Origin of the sequence: Klebsiella sp. RCJ4 (assembly GCF_009025755.1) — a bacterium.
In the GTDB taxonomy this organism is placed as follows: domain Bacteria; phylum Pseudomonadota; class Gammaproteobacteria; order Enterobacterales; family Enterobacteriaceae; genus Klebsiella; species Klebsiella michiganensis.
In genome coordinates, this window is the sequence record NZ_WCIN01000033.1 from 1 (window position 1) to 18,890 (window position 18,890).

At 57.2% G+C, this 18,890-nt stretch carries 14 protein-coding genes and 1 pseudogene; 12 read left to right on the plus strand and 3 right to left on the minus strand.

The annotated features are described in order from the left end of the window. The 11 genes and pseudogenes from F8562_RS29445 to F8562_RS11185 form a co-directional block, all read left to right on the plus strand. A partial coding sequence (locus F8562_RS29445; RefSeq protein WP_319644007.1) for a DUF6708 domain-containing protein occupies positions 1-271 on the plus strand: 271 nt, incomplete at its 5' end. Between the two features lie 33 nt (positions 272-304). Further along, positions 305-1,114, plus strand: coding sequence for a DUF6708 domain-containing protein (locus F8562_RS11130; RefSeq protein WP_151891909.1), 810 nt, complete (start codon positions 305-307; stop codon positions 1,112-1,114). Between the two features lie 86 nt (positions 1,115-1,200). After that, a complete protein-coding gene (locus F8562_RS11135) occupies positions 1,201-2,424 on the plus strand; it encodes a hypothetical protein (protein ID WP_179294846.1) in 1,224 nt (407 codons plus the stop codon). Then, positions 2,421-5,891: an ImcF-related family protein gene (locus F8562_RS11140; protein WP_014838699.1), complete on the plus strand. Its 3,471-nt coding sequence runs from the start codon at positions 2,421-2,423 to the stop codon at positions 5,889-5,891. Before F8562_RS11135 ends, F8562_RS11140 begins: the two co-directional genes overlap by 4 nt. Before the next feature lie 489 nt (positions 5,892-6,380). Then, positions 6,381-6,650, plus strand: a pseudogene (locus F8562_RS11155) (PAAR domain-containing protein); the annotation flags it as partial. Positions 6,651-6,758: 108 nt separating this feature from the next. Continuing rightward, entirely contained in the window at positions 6,759-8,513 is a 1,755-nt protein-coding gene (gene tssF, locus F8562_RS11160) for a type VI secretion system baseplate subunit TssF (RefSeq protein ID WP_014838697.1), read from the plus strand. Next, the gene (gene tssG, locus F8562_RS11165) at positions 8,477-9,562 is read left to right on the plus strand and encodes a type VI secretion system baseplate subunit TssG (protein WP_014229647.1); all 1,086 of its coding nucleotides are present in this window, start codon (positions 8,477-8,479) and stop codon (positions 9,560-9,562) included. The genes tssF and tssG overlap by 37 nt, the downstream gene beginning before the upstream one ends. After that, a complete protein-coding gene (gene tssJ, locus F8562_RS11170; protein ID WP_014838696.1) occupies positions 9,540-10,085 on the plus strand; it encodes a type VI secretion system lipoprotein TssJ in 546 nt (181 codons plus the stop codon). Before tssG ends, tssJ begins: the two co-directional genes overlap by 23 nt. Positions 10,086-10,586: 501 nt before the next feature. Next, positions 10,587-11,675: an ABC transporter substrate-binding protein gene (locus tag F8562_RS11175; protein WP_014838695.1), complete on the plus strand. Its 1,089-nt coding sequence runs from the start codon at positions 10,587-10,589 to the stop codon at positions 11,673-11,675. 71 nt (positions 11,676-11,746) lie between these two features. Next, on the plus strand, positions 11,747-13,516 hold the full coding sequence (locus F8562_RS11180) for an ABC transporter permease (RefSeq protein WP_014229644.1): 1,770 nt from the start codon (positions 11,747-11,749) through the stop codon (positions 13,514-13,516). Further along, positions 13,509-14,579, plus strand: a complete 1,071-nt coding sequence (locus tag F8562_RS11185; RefSeq protein WP_014838694.1) for an ABC transporter ATP-binding protein — start codon at positions 13,509-13,511, stop codon at positions 14,577-14,579. The genes F8562_RS11180 and F8562_RS11185 overlap by 8 nt, the downstream gene beginning before the upstream one ends. 56 nt (positions 14,580-14,635) lie before the next feature. Here F8562_RS11185 and F8562_RS11190 read toward each other — a convergent pair whose 3' ends face one another. From F8562_RS11190 to budA, 3 genes are read right to left on the minus strand one after another with little or no spacing between them, the layout of a single operon-like run. Next, complete coding sequence (locus tag F8562_RS11190; protein ID WP_014838693.1) at positions 14,636-15,406, minus strand: (S)-acetoin forming diacetyl reductase; 771 nt, start codon at positions 15,404-15,406, stop codon at positions 14,636-14,638. 23 nt (positions 15,407-15,429) lie between these two features. Next, positions 15,430-17,109 carry an acetolactate synthase AlsS gene (alsS, locus tag F8562_RS11195; protein ID WP_014838692.1) on the minus strand — a complete coding sequence of 560 codons (1,680 nt, stop codon included), beginning with the start codon at positions 17,107-17,109 and terminating at the stop codon, positions 15,430-15,432. Between the two features lie 10 nt (positions 17,110-17,119). After that, positions 17,120-17,899 carry an acetolactate decarboxylase gene (gene budA, locus F8562_RS11200; RefSeq protein ID WP_004851637.1) on the minus strand — a complete coding sequence of 260 codons (780 nt, stop codon included), beginning with the start codon at positions 17,897-17,899 and terminating at the stop codon, positions 17,120-17,122. Positions 17,900-18,005: 106 nt separating this feature from the next. Between budA and F8562_RS11205 the strand changes: the two genes are divergently transcribed. Beyond that, positions 18,006-18,878: a LysR family transcriptional regulator gene (locus F8562_RS11205; RefSeq protein ID WP_014229640.1), complete on the plus strand. Its 873-nt coding sequence runs from the start codon at positions 18,006-18,008 to the stop codon at positions 18,876-18,878. Positions 18,879-18,890 lie beyond the last annotated feature (12 nt).

An 18,890-nucleotide genomic window follows, 5' to 3' on the forward strand; every position in this document is an offset into this window, starting at 1 on the left:
GGGCTCGGTCTGCGAACCGGGAACGTATAATGTCATCCATCGTTTTCAGCTTGCAGACGGAGAGCCCGCAGAGTTACAGCAAGTCTGGAGTTTCCTCTGCCTGTATATGAAAGGCGAGCCAGTGCCCGCAGAGCCCAAAAATAAAGGCAGACCCGACAGCTGGCGTCCACGAAAAGCAGACAAATGGCCGGAAGAGTGGGGGCGGGAATCCACCACCGCACCAGATGGTAGCACTCCTGTTATTCGGTCTCGTGAAACGCTGCCGGAATAAGTGATATTATGGACAGTCAACAAGGAAAGGGAAATGACCGACAATTTATTTGTTCGCGCTAAACCGAAGCTTAACCCTCCCGTCAGTGCCTGGAAAACGGATATGCCGGAAAGCCGTGAACCACAACTGGTGCCTCCGCGGCTTATCTGGATGAACAAGATAAATGATGTGTATCTTGAAATCCCCCGTTATGATAAAGGGATGACCTGGTGGGGCATGTTCCCATTAGCATTAGTAGTGCTTTTGTTTTTAGGGTTTATGTTAACTATGTGTGCTTTGATGCTGCAATACGTAGATGGCTACGCAATACCTTGCTTGGCAATATTGAGCGTTGTGGTTTTATCGACATTGGCATTTTTTTGTTTGAAAATTGCATTCGTTACACCTCGCGATCAGCCAATTCGTCTGAACTGCAGACGACAAAATATTTATGTCTTTAAATATAAAAAAGATCCTATCCCCTGGATGAAATGGCCGGTCATTATCACCCGATATAACTGGGCTGATGTTCACGGTGAAATCCGGTATTGCAGCGATCGCTACCGTTCGGGCCATCAGCTATGGGGCTCGGTCTGCGAACCGGGAACGTATAATGTCATCCATCGTTTTCAGCTTGCAGACGGAGAACCCGCAGAGTTACAGCAAGTCTGGAGTTTCCTCTGTCTGTATATGAAAGGCGAGCCAGTACCCGCAGAGCCCAAAAATAAAGGCAGACCCGACAGCTGGCGTCCACGAAAAGCAGATAAATGGCCGGAAGAGTGGGAGTGGGAATCCACCACCGCTCCTGATGGCAAACAACCATCCGTTTCACACCAAAAAATATTAACTGACTCTGTAAAATAACCCCCTGGCAGGCATCTGGTGAGTTTGCTCATTGAATGCAGCCAGCCTGCTATCCATTGCCGTTACTTCAAAACAAGAATCGTACTATGCCTGTCGATCTAAAAAATATGCCTGATGTCAGCGCCAGGCCTGCATCTCCCAAATTTTCTCGCTGGATGATGGTGCTGATGATCCTGATTGGTTTCTGTATCGTCATTTCCCGTCTGGTGACGGGTAAAAATAACGTGTTGCTGACCGTGGGCGCTCCCGCGATTATGCTTGGTGGGTTGCTGTTTATTTTGTTCGTGATTTATCTGCTGCGTGCAATTTCCGCCAATGCCCGGGACAGGGAGCGGGAACAGACGATCCTCAAAGAAGTTCGCCGGGGCAGACGTGCGCTGCAAATTCTGGCGGCCGAATGCTGCACGGCACACTCCTCTGCGAATAAACCGTTCACGGCCATTGGCAGCAATCTCGTGAAAAATGAGAATGTCTTTTATCCCCAGCAATCCTGGCGCGGGGAGGAAGATACCCGTCTGAGTCAGATAGCCCGTACTGGGGGAGCCAAAGAAGAGCAGCATCTTCAGGCGTTATTCAGGGCACTAATCCGCAAACTGGCGCAGCCGCTGTCTTTCCTGCCAGCAGACAAGTCCGTAATGGTGCTTCTGGAGCACTCCTCGTCTATATCTGAGGAGGAAGCCTTCGCCCTTTTTGGGGACGCATTGCGGCAGTCAGGTATTCAGCAATCTGTTTCTACCCTTGCCGGGAGCGGTGCGCAGGCGATTGATCACTGGCTCGACCATCATATCCGCAGCGAGGCTGTCCTTCTGGTGGTGTCGTGGCAATACGCACCGCTCAATACCTCAATGTCCGCTGAAGCTATAAGCGGAATACTGCTGGGGAACCGACTGACGCAGGATATCCTTCCGCCGTTGGCCTTTCTTCACCGCCCGGAAGCCGGAGAAGGAGAGCCTGACGCATTGCACTATGCCATTACTCAGGCGCTCGATTGGGTGCCGGTTGGCGCCGAAAAGCCGGAGCATCTTTGGCTTAGTGGGGTTGATGCTGAAACCGAAGCGCATGCCGCTTTGATGAAAGGCATTAGTGCTACAGGTCTGAAAAATGTCGACCCGCAGATGGGTTTTCATAATTTCAATGATTTTCTGGGTGATCCTGGTAACGCATCACTCTGGCTTGCCGTGGCAGGTGCCACACAATCAATACAACAACAACCGGCACATCACTTACTGATTAGCCGCGATCAACAAACTGGAAAGGTCTGGAATATGGTTGTATCCCCTGCGTCTTCCACTAAGGAGGGCGAAGCATGAGGCGCTTCCTCTCGCTATTTAAAAAACCGGAAATTGTGTTCTGGCTTTTGGTGTTAATTGTGCTGGTTTGCAGCCTTGCCGTGGTGAGTATCGTCTACTGGCTGCCTGAAAGGCTACAGCTCATCAGGGAAACCTCCGCCTGGTATGCCTGGTTGAGCGGTTCTGTGGCAGCAAGTATTGCACTGGCCATAACTGGAGTATTTCTTTTCTTTGGTGCGCGAGCTGAAGGTAAACGTAGCTTCAGTAAAGAGCGGCAAAATGCGCAGGGTGATGATGTTAAGACGCCACCAAAGAAAGATGTAACACCCGTATCTGCTGCAGTGACGACCCGTCAACAAATTCGCGATCACCTCCGCCGCCGTTACCATCTTTTCTGGTACCACAAAGTCCGCCTGCTGCTGATTACCGGCGATGAAGCCGCAATCGAACAGCTGGTTCCCGGCCTGCAACAGCAGCAGTGGCTCGAAGGCAACCGCACCGTGCTGATTTACGGTGGCAGCCTGGCACCGGAGCCTGACCGTGAAAAATACACCGCATTACGCAAGCTGCGCCGCGGACGCCCGCTGGACGGGATTGTCCGCGTCATGCCGCAGTCACTTAACCTGGCCCCGCAAATCAGCGACAGCGATTTACGCGGGCTGGAAAAAATCAGCGAACTGCTGCGTTATTCCGCCCCGGTCTGGCTGTGGCAGCTGTGCGACAGCAACTGGTCGCAGGGTATGCGTCCTGAGCAGGCTGTGGGGGCAAGTTTTCCCCTACGCGCAAAAGAAGACGATATTATCCGCCAGCTGGAGCGGATGCTCCCGGCCCTGCGGGCGCAGGGGGTAAGCCAGGTCGCTGAGAACAACAGCCACGACTTCCTGCTGCGTCTGGGCCAGCACCTCCAGGACGGCGGTATCGTCCGCCGGGCTCAGCAACTGCTGCCATGGCTCTACGACTCTCAGCAGCGTGTTCCTCTACGTGGCCTGATGTTCAGCCTGCCGGAGAATAAATCCGCCAGTACGTCAGCGGGAACAGCCGATGCTGAGCAATATATCCCTGAATTACAGCGCCATGCCCTGACCCTGCCGGCGACCTGGCAGGGTATCGTTGACGACTGCACCCGTGTGCGGGGCCGCCGTGTCGGCATGGCGTGGGAGAGGACGCTTGCCTGGACACTGATGACCATCATCGTTGTCTGGGGGGCGGGAATGCTGCTGTCGTTTACGGTCAACCGCCAGCAGATAGTCTCCGTCGCCGAACAGGCACATGCCCTGGTGGCGCATCCTTCCGTATCGGACAACCAGCTGACGGCCCTGCATACTCTGCGTAATGATGCCGGGCGTCTGCAGCATAATGCTCAGGAGGGCGCCCCCTGGTATCAGCGCTTCGGCCTGGACCATAACCAGCAGTTGCTCCGCGCGATGCTCCCCTGGTACGGCGTGGCCAACAACCGCCTGATACGCGACCCGGCAAATGAGGCGCTTAAGCAAAAGCTCAGTGCGCTGGCAAACTCTGCACCCAACAGCGACCAGCGGGCGCAGCTGGCGAAACCGGGCTACGACCAGCTGAAGGCCTGGCTGATGATGGCCCGGCCGGATAAAGCCGACGGCGCATTCTACGCACAGACCATGAAAACCGTGCAGCCGACGCGGACAGGTATCTCAGCCGGTCTGTGGCAGAGCCTGGCGCCGGATTTGTGGGCTTTTTACATTTCCGAACTGCCTGCGCAGCCAAAGTGGGTAATCACGCCGGATGCGCAGCTGATCAGCCAGAGCCGCCAGGTCCTGCTGCAGCAGATAGGACGGCGCAACGCGGAAAGCACGCTGTATGAGAACATGCTCAAATCCGTGCGTCGTAACTTTGCCGATGTGTCTCTGGAGGACATGACTGGCGGTACCGATGCGCGGCGACTGTTTACCACCGAGGAGGTGGTGCCGGGAATGTTTACCCGCCAGGCCTGGGATGGGGGGATTCAGCAGGCCATCGAAAAGGCGGCGAATTCCCGCCGGGATGAAATCGACTGGGTGCTCAGCGACAGCCGAAAAGCCGTCTCCTCAGACCTGTCGCCGGAAGCCCTGAAAGCGCGTCTGACACAGCGTTACTTCACTGACTTTGCCGGCAGCTGGCTGAGCTTCCTCAACAGCCTGCAGCTTAATCCGGCGAACAATATTGCAGACGTTACCGATCAGCTGACGCTGATGAGTGACGTCCGCCAGTCGCCGCTGATTGCCCTGATGAATACGCTCGCCTGGCAGGGACAGACCGGCCAGCAAAGCGAAGGCCTTTCGGATTCCATCATCAAATCGGCCAAAGACCTGGTCGGCGGAAAAGACAAACCGGTGATTGACCAGTCTGCATCAGGCCCGCAGGGGCCGCTGGATGAAACCTTTGGTCCGCTGCTTCAGCTGCTGGGCAAAAACAAAGGCAGCAACGTGATGTCGGCGGATAACACGCTGAGCCTGCAGACTTACCTGACCCGTATCACCCGCGTGCGTCTGCGCCTGCAACAGGTAGCCAGCGCTTCTGACCCGCAGGCGATGATGCAGACCCTGGCGCAGACCGTATTCCAGGGCAAAAGCGTGGACCTCACCGACACCTGGCAGTACGGCAGCCTGATTTCGGCAAGCCTTGGCGAGGAGTGGAGCGGATTTGGCAGCACAATGTTTGTGCAGCCGCTGACTCAGGCCTGGGAGACCGTGCTTCAGCCGTCGGCAGCCAGCCTGAATGATAAATGGAGCCGCTCGGTTGTCGCGAACTGGCAAACTGCCTTTGACGGTCGTTTCCCGTTTGCCGCCAGCAAAAGTGATGCCTCCCTGCCGATGCTGGCGGAGTTTGTGCGCAAGGACAGCGGGCGCATTGAGCGCTTCCTGACGACGGAGCTCAGCGGTGTGCTGCACAAGGAGGGCAGCCAGTGGGTGCCGGATAAGGTCAACAGCCAGGGGCTGAGCTTCAACCCGGCCTTCCTGCGGGCCATTAATCAGCTGAGCCAGCTGTCGGACATTCTGTTTACCGATGGCAATCAGGGCATTACCTTTGAGCTGCAGGCGCGCCCTGTGCCGCAGGTGGTGGAAACGCAGCTGACCATTGATGGGCAAAAGCTGCACTACTTTAACCAGATGGCTGACTGGCAGTCCATTCGCTGGCCTGGCGACACTTACAAGCCAGGAACCATGCTGACCTGGACCACCGTCAATGCCGGTGCGCGTCTGTTTGGTGATTACAGCGGGACCTGGGGCTTTATTCGCTGGCTTGACCTGGGTAAGCGCCAGCAGCTTGACCGCAGCCAGTGGATGATGAGTTTCACCGCACCGGATGGTCATACCCTGCAGTGGGTGCTGCGTTCACAGCTTGGCAGCGGGCCGCTGGCGTTACTGGCACTGCGCGGCTTCACGCTGCCGGAACAGATATTCAGCGTCGACAGCGCGGCTACGGCTCAGGCGCTGATGACCAAAACGGAAGACAGTGATATGGACGGAACTGAATGATGGACACTCTGCAGGATCTGGTTACTGCCTGTCAGGCGAATGAAAATCTGCTGCGACAGCAGGCGCAGGCACGCACGGAAAGCTGGCAGCCCTAGCTTGCCCCGGTCAGCGCTACCCGTCCGAGGGGAGAGGTGCCGGGATATGACGATGATTCCCAGCTCATCCGGGAGGAGGTCAATAAACTCTCCGGCATACGCCGCGGGCTGATCAGCGGGCGATGCTCAAACGTCTGTACCTGCAATAGAGTTGGCTGGAAATACCGGAGCAGGCGACCGCATCTTTTCGCGTGGCACTAACCCTCACGCAGTGGGTGCCGGCACTGCTGTTTGAAGTGAAATCGCGCCGCCTCAGACTGCTGCGCGTGAAAGCCGCACGTAGTGAAACCGATAAGACGTGGTTACAGCCAGAGATGGACCAGCTTCTGGCCGGACTGCGGCAGGCAGTGCGGTGCTTTGCGGTTGAATGGTTGATGAACTCAGGATGGGAAAAATGGCGAAAGGTTATTATCTGGTAAAGGGTGACATGACCACTTGTGGTGGAAAAATTCTTGGAGGTGATCCGACCGATACCGTCATGGGGATCCCTGTAGCCCGGGAGCAGGAGAATGTGACCTGCGGAAAACATGCCGGCACGTACAAAATAGTGGGACATATTCCGAACAATAATGCCAGTGGGCGGAAATATGCTGGTTCGCTACATAGCACCAGCAGTTGCCCCTGCGGCGCAAAATTTATCCCTTCCCGGCATCAACGTACTTATGGTGGCTAACGACAGCATCTGCCATCGTTATGTGTTTTCTCCTTATGCTGAAGATACTACAGGGCGCAGCTGTGCTCTGAATCCAACGGAAACAAAGCAAAAATAAATATGGACGACTTAACCCTGCGTTATTACGACGCCGAAATGCGCTACCTGCTGGAAGCCGGCGAAGAGTTTGCCCGCGCTCACCCCGAGCAGGCGGCAATGCTCAATCTCGATAAAGCGGGTGCGCGCGACCCGTACGTGGAGCGCCTGTTTGAGGGCTTTGCTTTCCTGATGGGTCGTCTTCGCGAGAAACTCGATGACGACCTGCCGGAACTGACCGAAGGGCTGGTCAGCCTGCTGTGGCCGCAATACCTGCGCACCATTCCGTCGATGTCGGTGGTGGAGTTCACGCCCGACTGGCGCGAGATGAAAGAGAAGATGCGTATCGTCAAAGGTTTCGAGGTCAATTCGCAGCCGATCGGCGAAAAGGCTACCCGCTGCCGATACACCACCACCAAAGAAATCTCCCTTCAGCCATTGTCGCTGGAGCATGCCCGTCTGTCGACTGCCCCTGACGGGCGTTCGGTCATCAACCTGCGCTTTAACTGCAGCCATCTCGCCGACTGGAGTCGTGCCGATCTCAGCCAGATCCCGTTCTACTTCAATGCTGATGCACCGCTGGCCTGCGCCATGCATGAAGCCTTTACCATGAACACGGCGCGTCTCTGGCTGCGGATGCCGGGTGACACGGACAGAAAGTCACTCGACGGGTATTTCACCGCGCTGGGATTCGGTGATGATGACGGGCTGTGGCCGAAGGACAGCAGCAGCTTTAGCGGCTACCAGTTGCTGCTGGAGTACTTCACCTTCCGCGAAAAATTCATGTTCACGGCTCTGCGCGGGCTGGAGACCGTAGTCTTTCCGGCTGAGCTCGCGTGGTTCGAAATCGACGTGGTGCTGGCCGAGCGCTGGGAGCATGACTTCAGCTTTACCGAAAAACATCTGCGCCTGAACTGTGTGCCGGTGATTAACCTGTTTCCGCTGGAATCTGACCCGCTGACGCTGAATTCACTGCAGACCGAATACATGCTGCGCCCGATGCGCGTGCAGGATGGCCATACCGAGATTTATGCTGTCGATTCGGTGATATCCTCAAGCCAGCATACCTATGTACCGTTCTCCAGTTTCCGCCACAAAGGCGGCATGATGCGCCATGAAGCGCCGGAATATTACTACCACACCCGCGTGCGCCGCGGTCCGTCAGGACTGTATAACACCTGGCTTATCCTCGGCGGCGAAGCCTTTGATAATCACACGGTGCCGGAAAACGAAAGCCTGTCCCTCACGCTCACCGGTACCAATGGCCAGCTGCCGCGACGCGCATTACAAAGCACCGTGCTGGATACGGTGATGAAAAGCACCTCGGCCAGCGTCGCCGTGCGTAACCTGTGTGCGCCGACGCTGCCCTGCTATCCCCCGGCACAGGACCGTTTTCACTGGCGCGTGCTGAGCCACCTCGGCAGCGGGTTTCTGTCGATGATGGATAATGCCGATGTGCTGCGCGGCACCCTGGCGCTGTATGAATGGACCGACAGCGAGATGAACCGCCGTCGCCTGGAAGCCATTATTGACGTGAAGCACAGTGAGACCGGGCGATTTGAGCAGGGCTACCTGGTACGCGGCGTGCAGATTGAGGTGACGCTCGACAGCCACGGCTTTGCCGGGCGCGGCGACATCTGCCTGTTCGGCGAGATGCTGAGCCGCTTCTTCGCGCTCTACACCGACATCTATCTGTTTAACCGCCTGATTATTATTCTGCAACCGACCGGAGAGCGCCTGGAATGGGAAGAGAAGCACAACCGCCGCATTCCCGGCTGAGCCCGCGGCTGGCAGCCGACCTGCACCGCATGAATTTTTATCGCTTCTGCCAGCTTCTGGAGAAGCGTAATCCGGACAGGCCGCTGATGGGGTCAACCAGCCACCCTGCTGATGACCCGGTGCGGTTTGCGCCGCATCCGGGGATGGGGTTTCCGGGCAGCGAACTGAAAGCTGTCGAATATGACGAGGATGATGACAGCAGGCCACCGCTCATCCGCACAACCTTTATGGGGATGTACGGTGTCGACTCACCCCTGCCGACAGCCTATCTTGATGACATCACTCAGTGCCGTGAAGGGCATGAGGTGCTACAGGGCTTTCTGGATATCTTCAGCCACCGCATCCTGACGCAGTTTTACCGCATCTGGCGGAAATACTCTTATCCGGCCACGTTTGAGGCAGGGGGAACTGACAGCATTTCGCAGTCGCTGCTGGGTCTGGTGGGGCTGGGCATACCGGGAACCGCAAACCACATCGCCACACCGGTATCCCGCTTTCTGGCGCTGCTCGGTGTGCTGCGCCAACCCGGCAAAACCCAGGAGGGGATGCAGGCGCTGGTGAGACTGCTGGCCCCGGATACTACGGTGCAGGTGAGTCCGTACTGCCTGCGGCCGGTGGAGATCGGCCAGCCGCTGGGTTTTTACGGCGATGACGATTTTCTGCTGGACGGCAATACGCCGCTGGGGGAAGAAGCGATGGATGCGGGCAGTCAACTGCTGGTTGCGCTCAGGACGGATAACGAACAGGAAGCGCAGGGCTGGAAACCGGATGGTCTGCTGTATCAGGATTTTCTGGTGATGCTGCGTGTTTATCTCGGCTGGCGTTTTAAGGCCAGGATCACCCTGACCACCCGGACCCGACTGCTGGCCGTCCCGCCGCTCGGCGAAGAACCTTTCTGGCTCGGCATGAACGGCGTGCTGGGAGCGGAGGAGGGGGCGTTTGCGGACGATCTCCCGCTGACCTTTACGACAGAACTGGGTTACTACACCGGGCTGGCGCCTGCGAAACCACAACAAGGAAATCGACGTGCTAAGTACAAATTTGATTAAACCCGCGTGCTGGCTATCTGCACTACTGGCGTTCAGCCTGGCAGGCTGTGGGGTGACGCAGAGTATTACGGATGGCACCAAAGCGGTGTATACGGCGGTGTTTTATAAGAAGATTAAGGTGCTGCATCTGGATTTTATAGCCCGTGAAGCACTGAATACGGATTCCCGCGAGAGTAACTCACTGTCTGAGCCGGTGGTGGTTCGTGTCTACCAGTTGAAAGACCGCAAAAACTTCGACAAAACGGTTTATCAGCAACTCCTCAAGAACGGCGACACGATCCTGAAAGCCGACCTGCTGGCGACCCGCGACGTGGTGATAAAGCCGGGTGGGGATGCGAATCTTGATATGCCAATGGAAGAACGCGCGCAGTTTGTCGCGGTGGCCGGACTGTTCCGCCATCCGGATATGGTCAACAATACCTGGAAGCAGGTTCTCAGACGTGAAGATCTCGATCCGGATAAACCCCGTGTTCTGGAAGCCGGAAATAACCACTTTGCATTACAGCCGCTGAAGGAGGACTAATGCCACAGGGACACAACACCCCCTCGCTGTATGAAATGCTAAGTGGTAATCCCGCCAGCCAGCAATGACGTCAAGGACATAGCGGAGATAGCTTTCTGGCTACATAGGCCTGGTTCCATTTTAAATTCAGGAGAATGGCGAGTTCATTTGATGAAATGCCTTTTCATTACGTTATTTAACAGCTCAATTGTAAGGCCGATCGCAAAATTTACCCTGATGGCAATATCCATAAGCGCGATTGATGTTCGCCCGGCGCCAGCGGGTATTATTTTTGTGTGCAAGAAAACGCAACACTGAGGGGGTAAAAAACAAAAAAATTAATGTTTTCTTAATATTCCCGCCCAACAACCTTTATCTCTTTAGCAGCGCCCCACGAATCTTCCTTTAAATTACGCCAGCGTCACAAAAGCCGTAAAAAAACAAACCCCGGCGTTGCAAGGCTCTGGTGTCCCACTATATGTTAAATTTACGTTTAATAATTGATGCCTAAAGGTTGATTTTATGTATATGAAAATTAGTGGCTTAGTGATTTCACTGACGGCAGCTATCTCCGGACAGGTCCTTGCCGCAGTTCCTCAGGGCTATCCGGCGGATTATCAAAAGGTGGTGGATGCCGGGATTAAAGAAGGCAAAGTGGTTATCTATTCAACGACCGATACCAAGGCCGCAGGCCCGTTAATTAAAGGCTTTGAAGCGCAATATCCCGGCATTAAAGTTGAATATAACGATATGAACAGCACCGAATTGTACAACCGCTATATCAGCGAACAGGCGGCGGGCGGCGGCAGCGGCGACGTGGTCTGGAGCTCTTCCATGGATACGGCGCTGAAGCTTGCCACCGATTACGCCGAAGAGTACGCCTCGCCGGAGCGGGATAAGCTGCCAAAATGGGCGGTCTGGCAACAGAAAGCCTACGGCACGACCTACGAGCCGGTGGTCTTTATCTACAATAAGCGGCTGATCCCTCAGGGCGAAGTACCGGACTCGCATACCGCGCTGGCGAAGCTGATCGCCGGCCAGGCCGATAAATTCAAAGGTAAGGTCACGACTTATGACATTGAAAAATCGGGTCTGGGTTTTATGCTGGCGGTACAGGACAGCAAAGCCGATGTCAGCTACTTTGACGATCTGGCGGGCATAGCGAAAGGCGGCCTGACCGTGCAATCGTCCACCGGTACGATGATGGAGCGCGTCTCCTCCGGGGAAAACCTGATTGGCTACAATATTCTCGGATCCTACGCGGAGGCGCGGGCCAAAAACGATCCTTCGCTCGGCATCTCCTATCCGAAAGATTATGTACTGGTGCTCTCGCGGGTCTCTTTTATTACCGCAGAAGCCGAGCACCTTAATGCCGCGAAGCTGTGGTTTGATTACGTGCTGTCGGAAAAGGGACAAAGCATCCTGGCGAACCAGGCCGATATTCCCTCCCTGCGCAATGATATCGAAGGTAAAAATGATATCGACGGTATGACCAAAATGCTTGGCAGCGCGCTGAAGCCTATTCCGGTCGATGAAACGCTGCTGGCGTATCTTGAGCCGAAACAACGACTGGAATTTATCAAACAGTGGCGTACCGCCGCGGCGAAATAACCCTCCGGCGCTGCGCATCATTTCAGGATGCGCAGCCCGCTTAACGCCCGCCAGGTTTAAAGGGATCGCTTATGAATGTCTTACGTCGAAAATGGCAGGGTTTGCCGCGCGGTATCGTCGTCGTGATGACGGCGCTGGCGATTTATGTCCCGCTGTTATTTATCGTGGTGCAGAGCTTTCTCTCGGCGCCTTTTTTTGCCCGCACGAAATCGTTCAGCCTCGAAGCCTTCGCTTTCATCTTTAGCGACCCGGATTTTTATCTGGCGCTCAAGTCCGGCTTTATTCTGGCGTTTGGTCTGGTGGCGATTGCCATCCCCCTCGGCGGGATCCTCGCCTTTTTAATGGTACGTACCGATTTGCCCGGGCGGCGGTTTATCGAGCCGCTGATTCTGGTACCGATTTTCGTTTCGCCGATGGTACTGGGCTTTGGTTACGTGGTGGCGGCCGGGCCGGTGGGCTTCTTTTCGCAGTGGGCCGAGCAGCTGATCGGCTTCGTGCCGTGGAATATTTACTCGATGTTCAGCATCGTGGTAATTGCCGGGCTGACGCACGTTCCGCATGCCTATCTCTATATCTCTTCCGCGCTGCGCAGCGTCGGATCGGATGTCGAGGAGGCCGCGCGGACGGTGGGCGCATCGCCGCTGCAGGTGATGACCTCGGTGAGCCTGCCGATGGTGCGACCGTCGATACTCTACGCCTGCGTACTGCTGTTTTTCCTCGGCCTGGAGGTATTTGGCCTGATGCTGGTGCTGGGCGATCCGGAAGGCAACATGGTGCTGGCGACCTATCTTTATAAGCTCACCAACAAGCTCGGTACGCCTTCTTATCACCTGATGGCGGCGGTGGCGGTGGTCCTGATCTGCATCACCGTTCCGCTGGTGATGCTCCAGCGCCGCCTGATGCGCACCGCCAACCGCTTTGTCACCATGAAGGGAAAAGCGTCCCAGGCCCGCGCGCTGCCGCTGGGGAAGTGGCGCTGGGTCGCCGGGGTTGTGGTGGTGGCATGGCTGACGGTCACCATTGGGGTGCCGCTGATCGGCGTGGCGCTGCGGGCCTTTATTTCAAACTGGGGCGTGGGCGTTTCGCTGTGGGATGAACTCTCGCTGGCGACGTTCCGTAACATCTGGCAGCAGCCGAATCTGCTGCGCGCCATCGTTAACTCTATGGCGATTGGGGTGATTGGCGGCGCGCTGGCGGTGGTCTGCTATCTGTTCGTGGGCATCGCGATGCACCGCAAACCGGATAACGTCACGCGCTTTCTGGACTATAGCGTGCTGGTGCCGCGTGCGGTGCCCGGGCTGCTGGCCGGGCTGGCGTTTCTGTGGGTATTTCTGTTTCTGCCGATGTGGCTCGATCAGTCGCTGAAAAACGGCTGGCTCTCGGCGCTGCCGGTGGCAGACTGGCTGCGTGAACATCTGATCGTTCAGCTGCGCGCGCTGCGTAACACCATTTTTAGCGTCTGGCTGGCCTATACCGTCGTATGGATGGCTTACGGGCTGCGGCTCATCTCCTCGACGCTGCTGCAGGTAGCGCCGGAGCTGGAGGAGGCCGCACGCAGTACCGGCGCATCGCGCGGGCAGATCACCCGCCACGTCACGGTTCCGCTGTCGCGCTACGGCTTAATCGGCTCCTGGCTGCTGATGTTTCTTATCTTCGAGCGCGAATATTCCACCGGGGTTTATCTGCTCTCTCCGGGCACCGAAACCATCGGTTCGATGCTGGTGTCGCTGTGGGCGGCGGGGGCTATCGATATCGTTGCCGCGCTCTCCTTCATTAATATTCTGCTGGTGGTCGTGGGCCTGGGTATCGCCCTGCGCTTTGGAGTGAAATTACATGATTGAATTATCGGTAGAAAACCTGCATCTGACCTACGGTGATAACCCGGTGCTCAAGGGCGTGTCAATGGAGCTGAAGCGGGGAGAGGTGGTCTCGCTGCTCGGGCCATCGGGCAGCGGAAAAACCACGCTGCTGCGGGCAGTCGCCGGGCTGGAGAAGCCGACCAGCGGCATTATCACTATTGGTAAAACCCGCGTCTATGACGGCAACCCGCGTAGCGAAATCCCGGCGGAGGCGCGCAACCTGGGGCTGGTATTTCAGTCCTACGCGCTGTGGCCGCATAAAACGGTGTTTGAAAACGTGGCGTATCCGCTGAAGCTGCGTAAGGTTGCCGCCGCGGAGATCAAGCAGCGGGTGCAGACCGTGCTTGAACAGCTGGGTCTGGGGCATCTTGGCAATCGCCATCCGCACCAGCTCTCCGGAGGGCAGCAGCAGCGCGTGGCCATCGGCCGGGCGCTGGTTTACAACCCGCCGGTGATTCTGCTGGATGAGCCGCTGTCGAATCTTGACGCCAAGCTGCGGGAAGAGGCGCGGGTCTTTTTGCGCGAGCTGATCGTCAAGCTGGGGCTGTCGGCGCTGATGGTCACGCACGATCAGAACGAGGCGATGGCGATTTCCGATCGCATTCTGCTGCTCAATAACGGGGTGATCGAGCAGCAGGGAACGCCGCAGGAGATGTACGGTAGCCCGAGAACGCTGTTTGTCGCCGAGTTTATGGGCAGCAATAACCGGCTGCATGGCACCGTCACCGCTCTGGATAATGGTCGGGCGCGAATTGAGGGCGCCAGCTGGGCGCTGTGGGGGATGGTCGGGGAGGGGGTCAAGGTGGGGGAAGAGGCGACGGCGGTGATCCGCGTTGAACGCCTGCGCATCGCCTCAGCGCCTGAGGAGAATATGCTGGCACTGCCGCTGCTGACCAGTATGTATCTCGGCGACCGCTGGGAGTACCTGTTTCGCACCGAGGGCGATGATTTCGCCATTCGCGCCTACGGCAGCGCGCTGCGCGATGCCGAGCGCTGCCATCTGGCCTTGCCCGTCAGCGACCTGTGGATCTTCCCTAAAGGGTGAGATAAAAAAGCCCCGGCGCTGAAGCCGGGGCAAACCATGTCAGAGCTTATTTATTATTAGCTAAATACCATGCCGCCATCGATCAGCAGCGATTGGCCGGTCATATAGTTGGAGTCCGGACCGGCGAGATAAGAGACGCAGGCCGCGACGTCTTCCGGCTCTGAAAGCCGTCCAAGGGTAATGCGTTTGGCGAACTCCTGGGTCCCGTAGCCCAGCGGTTTACCCGCCGCTTCGGAAACCTGACGGTCGATTTCCGCCCACATTGGGGTTTTAACGATCCCCGGGCAGTAGCCGTTAACGGTAATTCCCAGATGCGCCAGATCGCGGGCGGCGGTTTGCGTCAGGCCGCGCACGGCAAACTTACTTGAGCTATAGACCGCCAGTTCCGGGTTACCCACGTGGCCCGCCTGGGAGCAGGCGTTGATGATTTTGCCGCCGTGGCCCTCTTTTTTAAACGCCTCTACCGCGGCCTGGATACCCCAGATAACGCCTTTAACGTTGATATTGTAGACTTTATCGATCACGTCCTCGCGAATCTCTTCGATAGGCGTGGAGGGCGCCACCCCGGCGTTGTTCACAATCACGTCAAAACCGCCCAGGCCCTTCCGCGCCTGTTCTACGGCGGCAAAAACCTGGTCGCGTTTAGAGACATCCACCTTCACCGCCAGCGCCTGACCGCCGCCGCGGTTAATTTCATCGGCGACCGCCTGTGCGGTGGCGTCATTGTAATCGGCGATAGCCACGGCAAAACCATCTTTAACCAGGCGAAGGGCGATAGCTTTCCCGATGCCCTGGCCCGCGCCGGTCACGAGTGCGACTTTTTTCATTGCTGGATTCCTTCTGTAGTGACTCAAAGTATTTGACTGAGATGAAGCTGGCCCATCAGCAGCGGGTTGTCGCTGTAATCAACGGGGATGGCGACCACGGCGGGGCCGTCGACGTCCATCGCCGCCCGCAGCGTCGGCTCAAGGGCGGCAGCGCTCTCTACCGCAAACCCTTTGGCGCCGAAGGCTTCGGCGTAGGCTTTAAAGTCCACCGGACCGAACTCAACGCCGGAGAGCCGCTGGTATTTTTTCTCTTCCTGAATCGCCACCATGTTGTAGCCGTTATCGACCCAGATGATATGCAGGACGTTAGCTTTTAGCCGTACGGCGGTCTCCAGCTCCATACTGGATTGCAGGAAGCCGCCGTCGCCGGAAACCGAAACCACTTTGCGCTGCGGGTTCACCAGCCAGGCGCCAATCGCCCACGGCAGCGCCACCCCCATGGTCTGCTGGCCGTTGGAAATCATGACCTGACGGGCGCGGAAGCTGTAGAGATAGCGGGCGATCCAGATATGAAAGCTCCCCATATCGACGGTCAGCGTCACGTCGCTGTTGACGATGTCCTGCATGGCGCGAACGATGCGCAGCGGATGAAGGGCAAACTGGTTCAGCTGCGCGCCGCGGCGGTCGAGCAGCTCCCGCTGATGCTGGCGGTCAACCAGGATCTCGGCGGCCTGCGGCGACAGCACCAGCTGGTGGTCGATACGCTGAGAGAGTTTGTTCAGGGTGGCGGCAATATTGCCGACCAGCTCGATGTCCGGGGTATAGTTGCGCTCTTCGTAAGCCGGCAGTACGTCGATATGCACCAGCGTGGCATTGCCGTTATTCCACATGGCCGGTTCGTACTCCACCGGGCTATAGCCGATGCAGATGACCAGGTCGGCGAGATGCAGGAGTCGATCCCCCGCCTGGTTATTGAACAGCCCAACCCGCCCGGCAAAGCGGGTAAAGTGGTCCTGATTCACCGCGCCGGCGGCCTGATAGGTGCTGGTAACCGGGATATGGCTTTTTTTCAGCAATTCACGCAGCGCCGCGCTGTTTTCCGCCTGGCTGGCCATCAGGCCGAGCAGGAATATCGGATTTTTAGCGCCGGCAATCATCTTCGCGACTCGCTCAATGGCTTCGTCCGGCGCCGCGCCGGTCTGCGGCGCATCGCTGGCGGGCAGAACCCTGGCGTGGACCGGCCCGTCGACCACGTCCTGCGGCAGGCTGACGAAGGCGCTGCCGGGGCGTCCCTGCTCGGCTGCGCGAAACGCGTTGGAAACCACTTCCGCCAGCGCTTCCGCGGCGGTGACTTCCACCGAGTATTTGGTTACCGGACTAAACATCGCCACCGTATCCATACTCTGGTGCACCTGTTTGGCCTTGTCGGCGCGTTTTACCGCACCGCCCAGCGCCACCACCGGGTCGCCTTCGCTGTTTGCGGTGGCCATGCCGGTAATCAGGTTAGAGCAGCCGGGGCCGGACGTGACCAGCGCGACGCCCGCTTTCCCGGTGATGCGGCCAACCGCGGCGGCCATAAACGCGGCGTTGGCTTCGTGGCGTACCGGAATAATGCGAATGGAGGAGTCCAGCAGCGAATCGAAGACTTTATCGATTTTGGCCCCTGGAATGCCGAACACCTGTTGTACGCCCTGCGCCTCAAGCTGGCTGACGATAAGGTCGGCGCCGTGCGCCCACTGGCGCGGTTGATGTTGATTATCCACGAGAATCTCCTTAGTTTTCGACTGAGCGAATGGCGGCATCAAGATTGTCAGGATGCAGATCCGCCTGCAGGAAGGCGCTATCGGCAGGAAGGTCAATCATCAATTTGTGGATCTCACCAAAGGTCAGCACGCCGTGGTCGAGCTGATAATCGAGCAGATGGCCGCCGCCCTGGCGGTCATCGGTGATGAAGTGTTCGTGGTAGCCGGCAACGTTAATGCCCTGCATATGCTGCGGCGTGCGAAACCCCACCAGCACCCCTTCGCGCTGGTTGAAGCGGAAAACGGGCTGGTCGTCGAGCACGTCGGTCATCGCCCGGTAGGGCGGCGTCTGGCGCGGTACGGTGCGGGTATGGGCGTGGCGAAAATGGCCGTTGATACGCAGGGCGCAGAACAGATTATCGGAGGGGATTTGCCGGTCGATAATGTCGTGCAGCTGTTCGCGGCTGACCGGTTTATCAAACGTTTTGCGGTACTGCGGCTGAAACCAGGTCATCACCGCGAAGGGCGTGCGCTGTTCCATTCGGGCTTTACGGGCGCTGCCGTCGGCGCGCAGCTGGTAAACCTCGCTGCTAAACGCGATCAGCTCGCCGTCCAGTTCATTAAAGGTGCCCAGGCCGAAATCGCCGTGGGTGAGCAAATCGGCGATGGTGGTATTGCCCTCATAAACGCCGCTCAACAGCGCGCTCATCAGAGAAGTCTGGTAGATGACGCTATCGGGATGTTGCGCGGAAAATCCTCGTAGAGTTTCACACAGGCTCTCTTCGCAAGAGCATTCAGCAGAATGGTTCATTACCCGCTTCCTCGTTCAACGAATATCAGAAAGGTTAAATAAATGTTGACGCGATTCAGCTCACAGTTCCAATATAGAATCTATGATTGTTTGAGACGTTTTCGATATGGAACTTCGTTATCTGCGCTACTTCGTCGCCGTCGCTGAGGCGCGACACTTCACTAAAGCGGCAAAAGAACTTGGCATCTCCCAGCCGCCATTAAGCCAGCAAATACAGAGACTTGAACGGGAAATTGGCACACCGCTTTTCCGCCGTTTAACCCGCGGCGTCGAGCTGACGGAAGCGGGGGAGTCTTTCTATGAGGATGCCTGCCAGATCCTGGCATTAAGCGACGCGGCGCTGGAAAAGACCAAGGGGATCGCCCGCGGGTTGAACGGCCGACTCTCTCTGGGCATTACCAGTTCTGATGCCTTTCATCCGCAGATCTTTAGCCTGCTCCAGCAGTTTCAGCACAGTCACCCGGGAGTCACGTTACATCAGGTCGAGGGCAATATGGCGACGCTGATGGGGGCGCTTGGCGAAGCGGAGCTGGATATCGCTTTTGTGCGCCTGCCCTGTGAAAGCAGTAAAGCGTTCAACCTGCGAATTATCGACCAGGAGCCGATGGTGATTGCGCTGGCGCGTTCGCATCCGCTGTCGTCCCATAGCGAGCTGACGCTGGAGCAGTTAACGGACGTGGCGCCGATTCTTTTCCCGCGGGAAGTGGCTCCGGGGCTGTATGAGCTGGTGTATAACAGCTATCTGCGCGCCGGTATTGATATGCAACGAACGTATCAGTCATCGCAAATATCGTCGTCGTTAAGCATGGTGGAGGCCGGATTCGGGTTTGCGCTGGTGCCGCAGTCCATGACCTGCATCACGCTACCTAACGTCAGCTATCACCCTTTGTCGGGCACGCCGCTAAAAACCGATATTGCTATCGCCTGGCGACGCTACGAGCGCTCGCGCACGGTGAAGCGTTTTCTGGCCATGTTTTAATCCGCTCGGTAG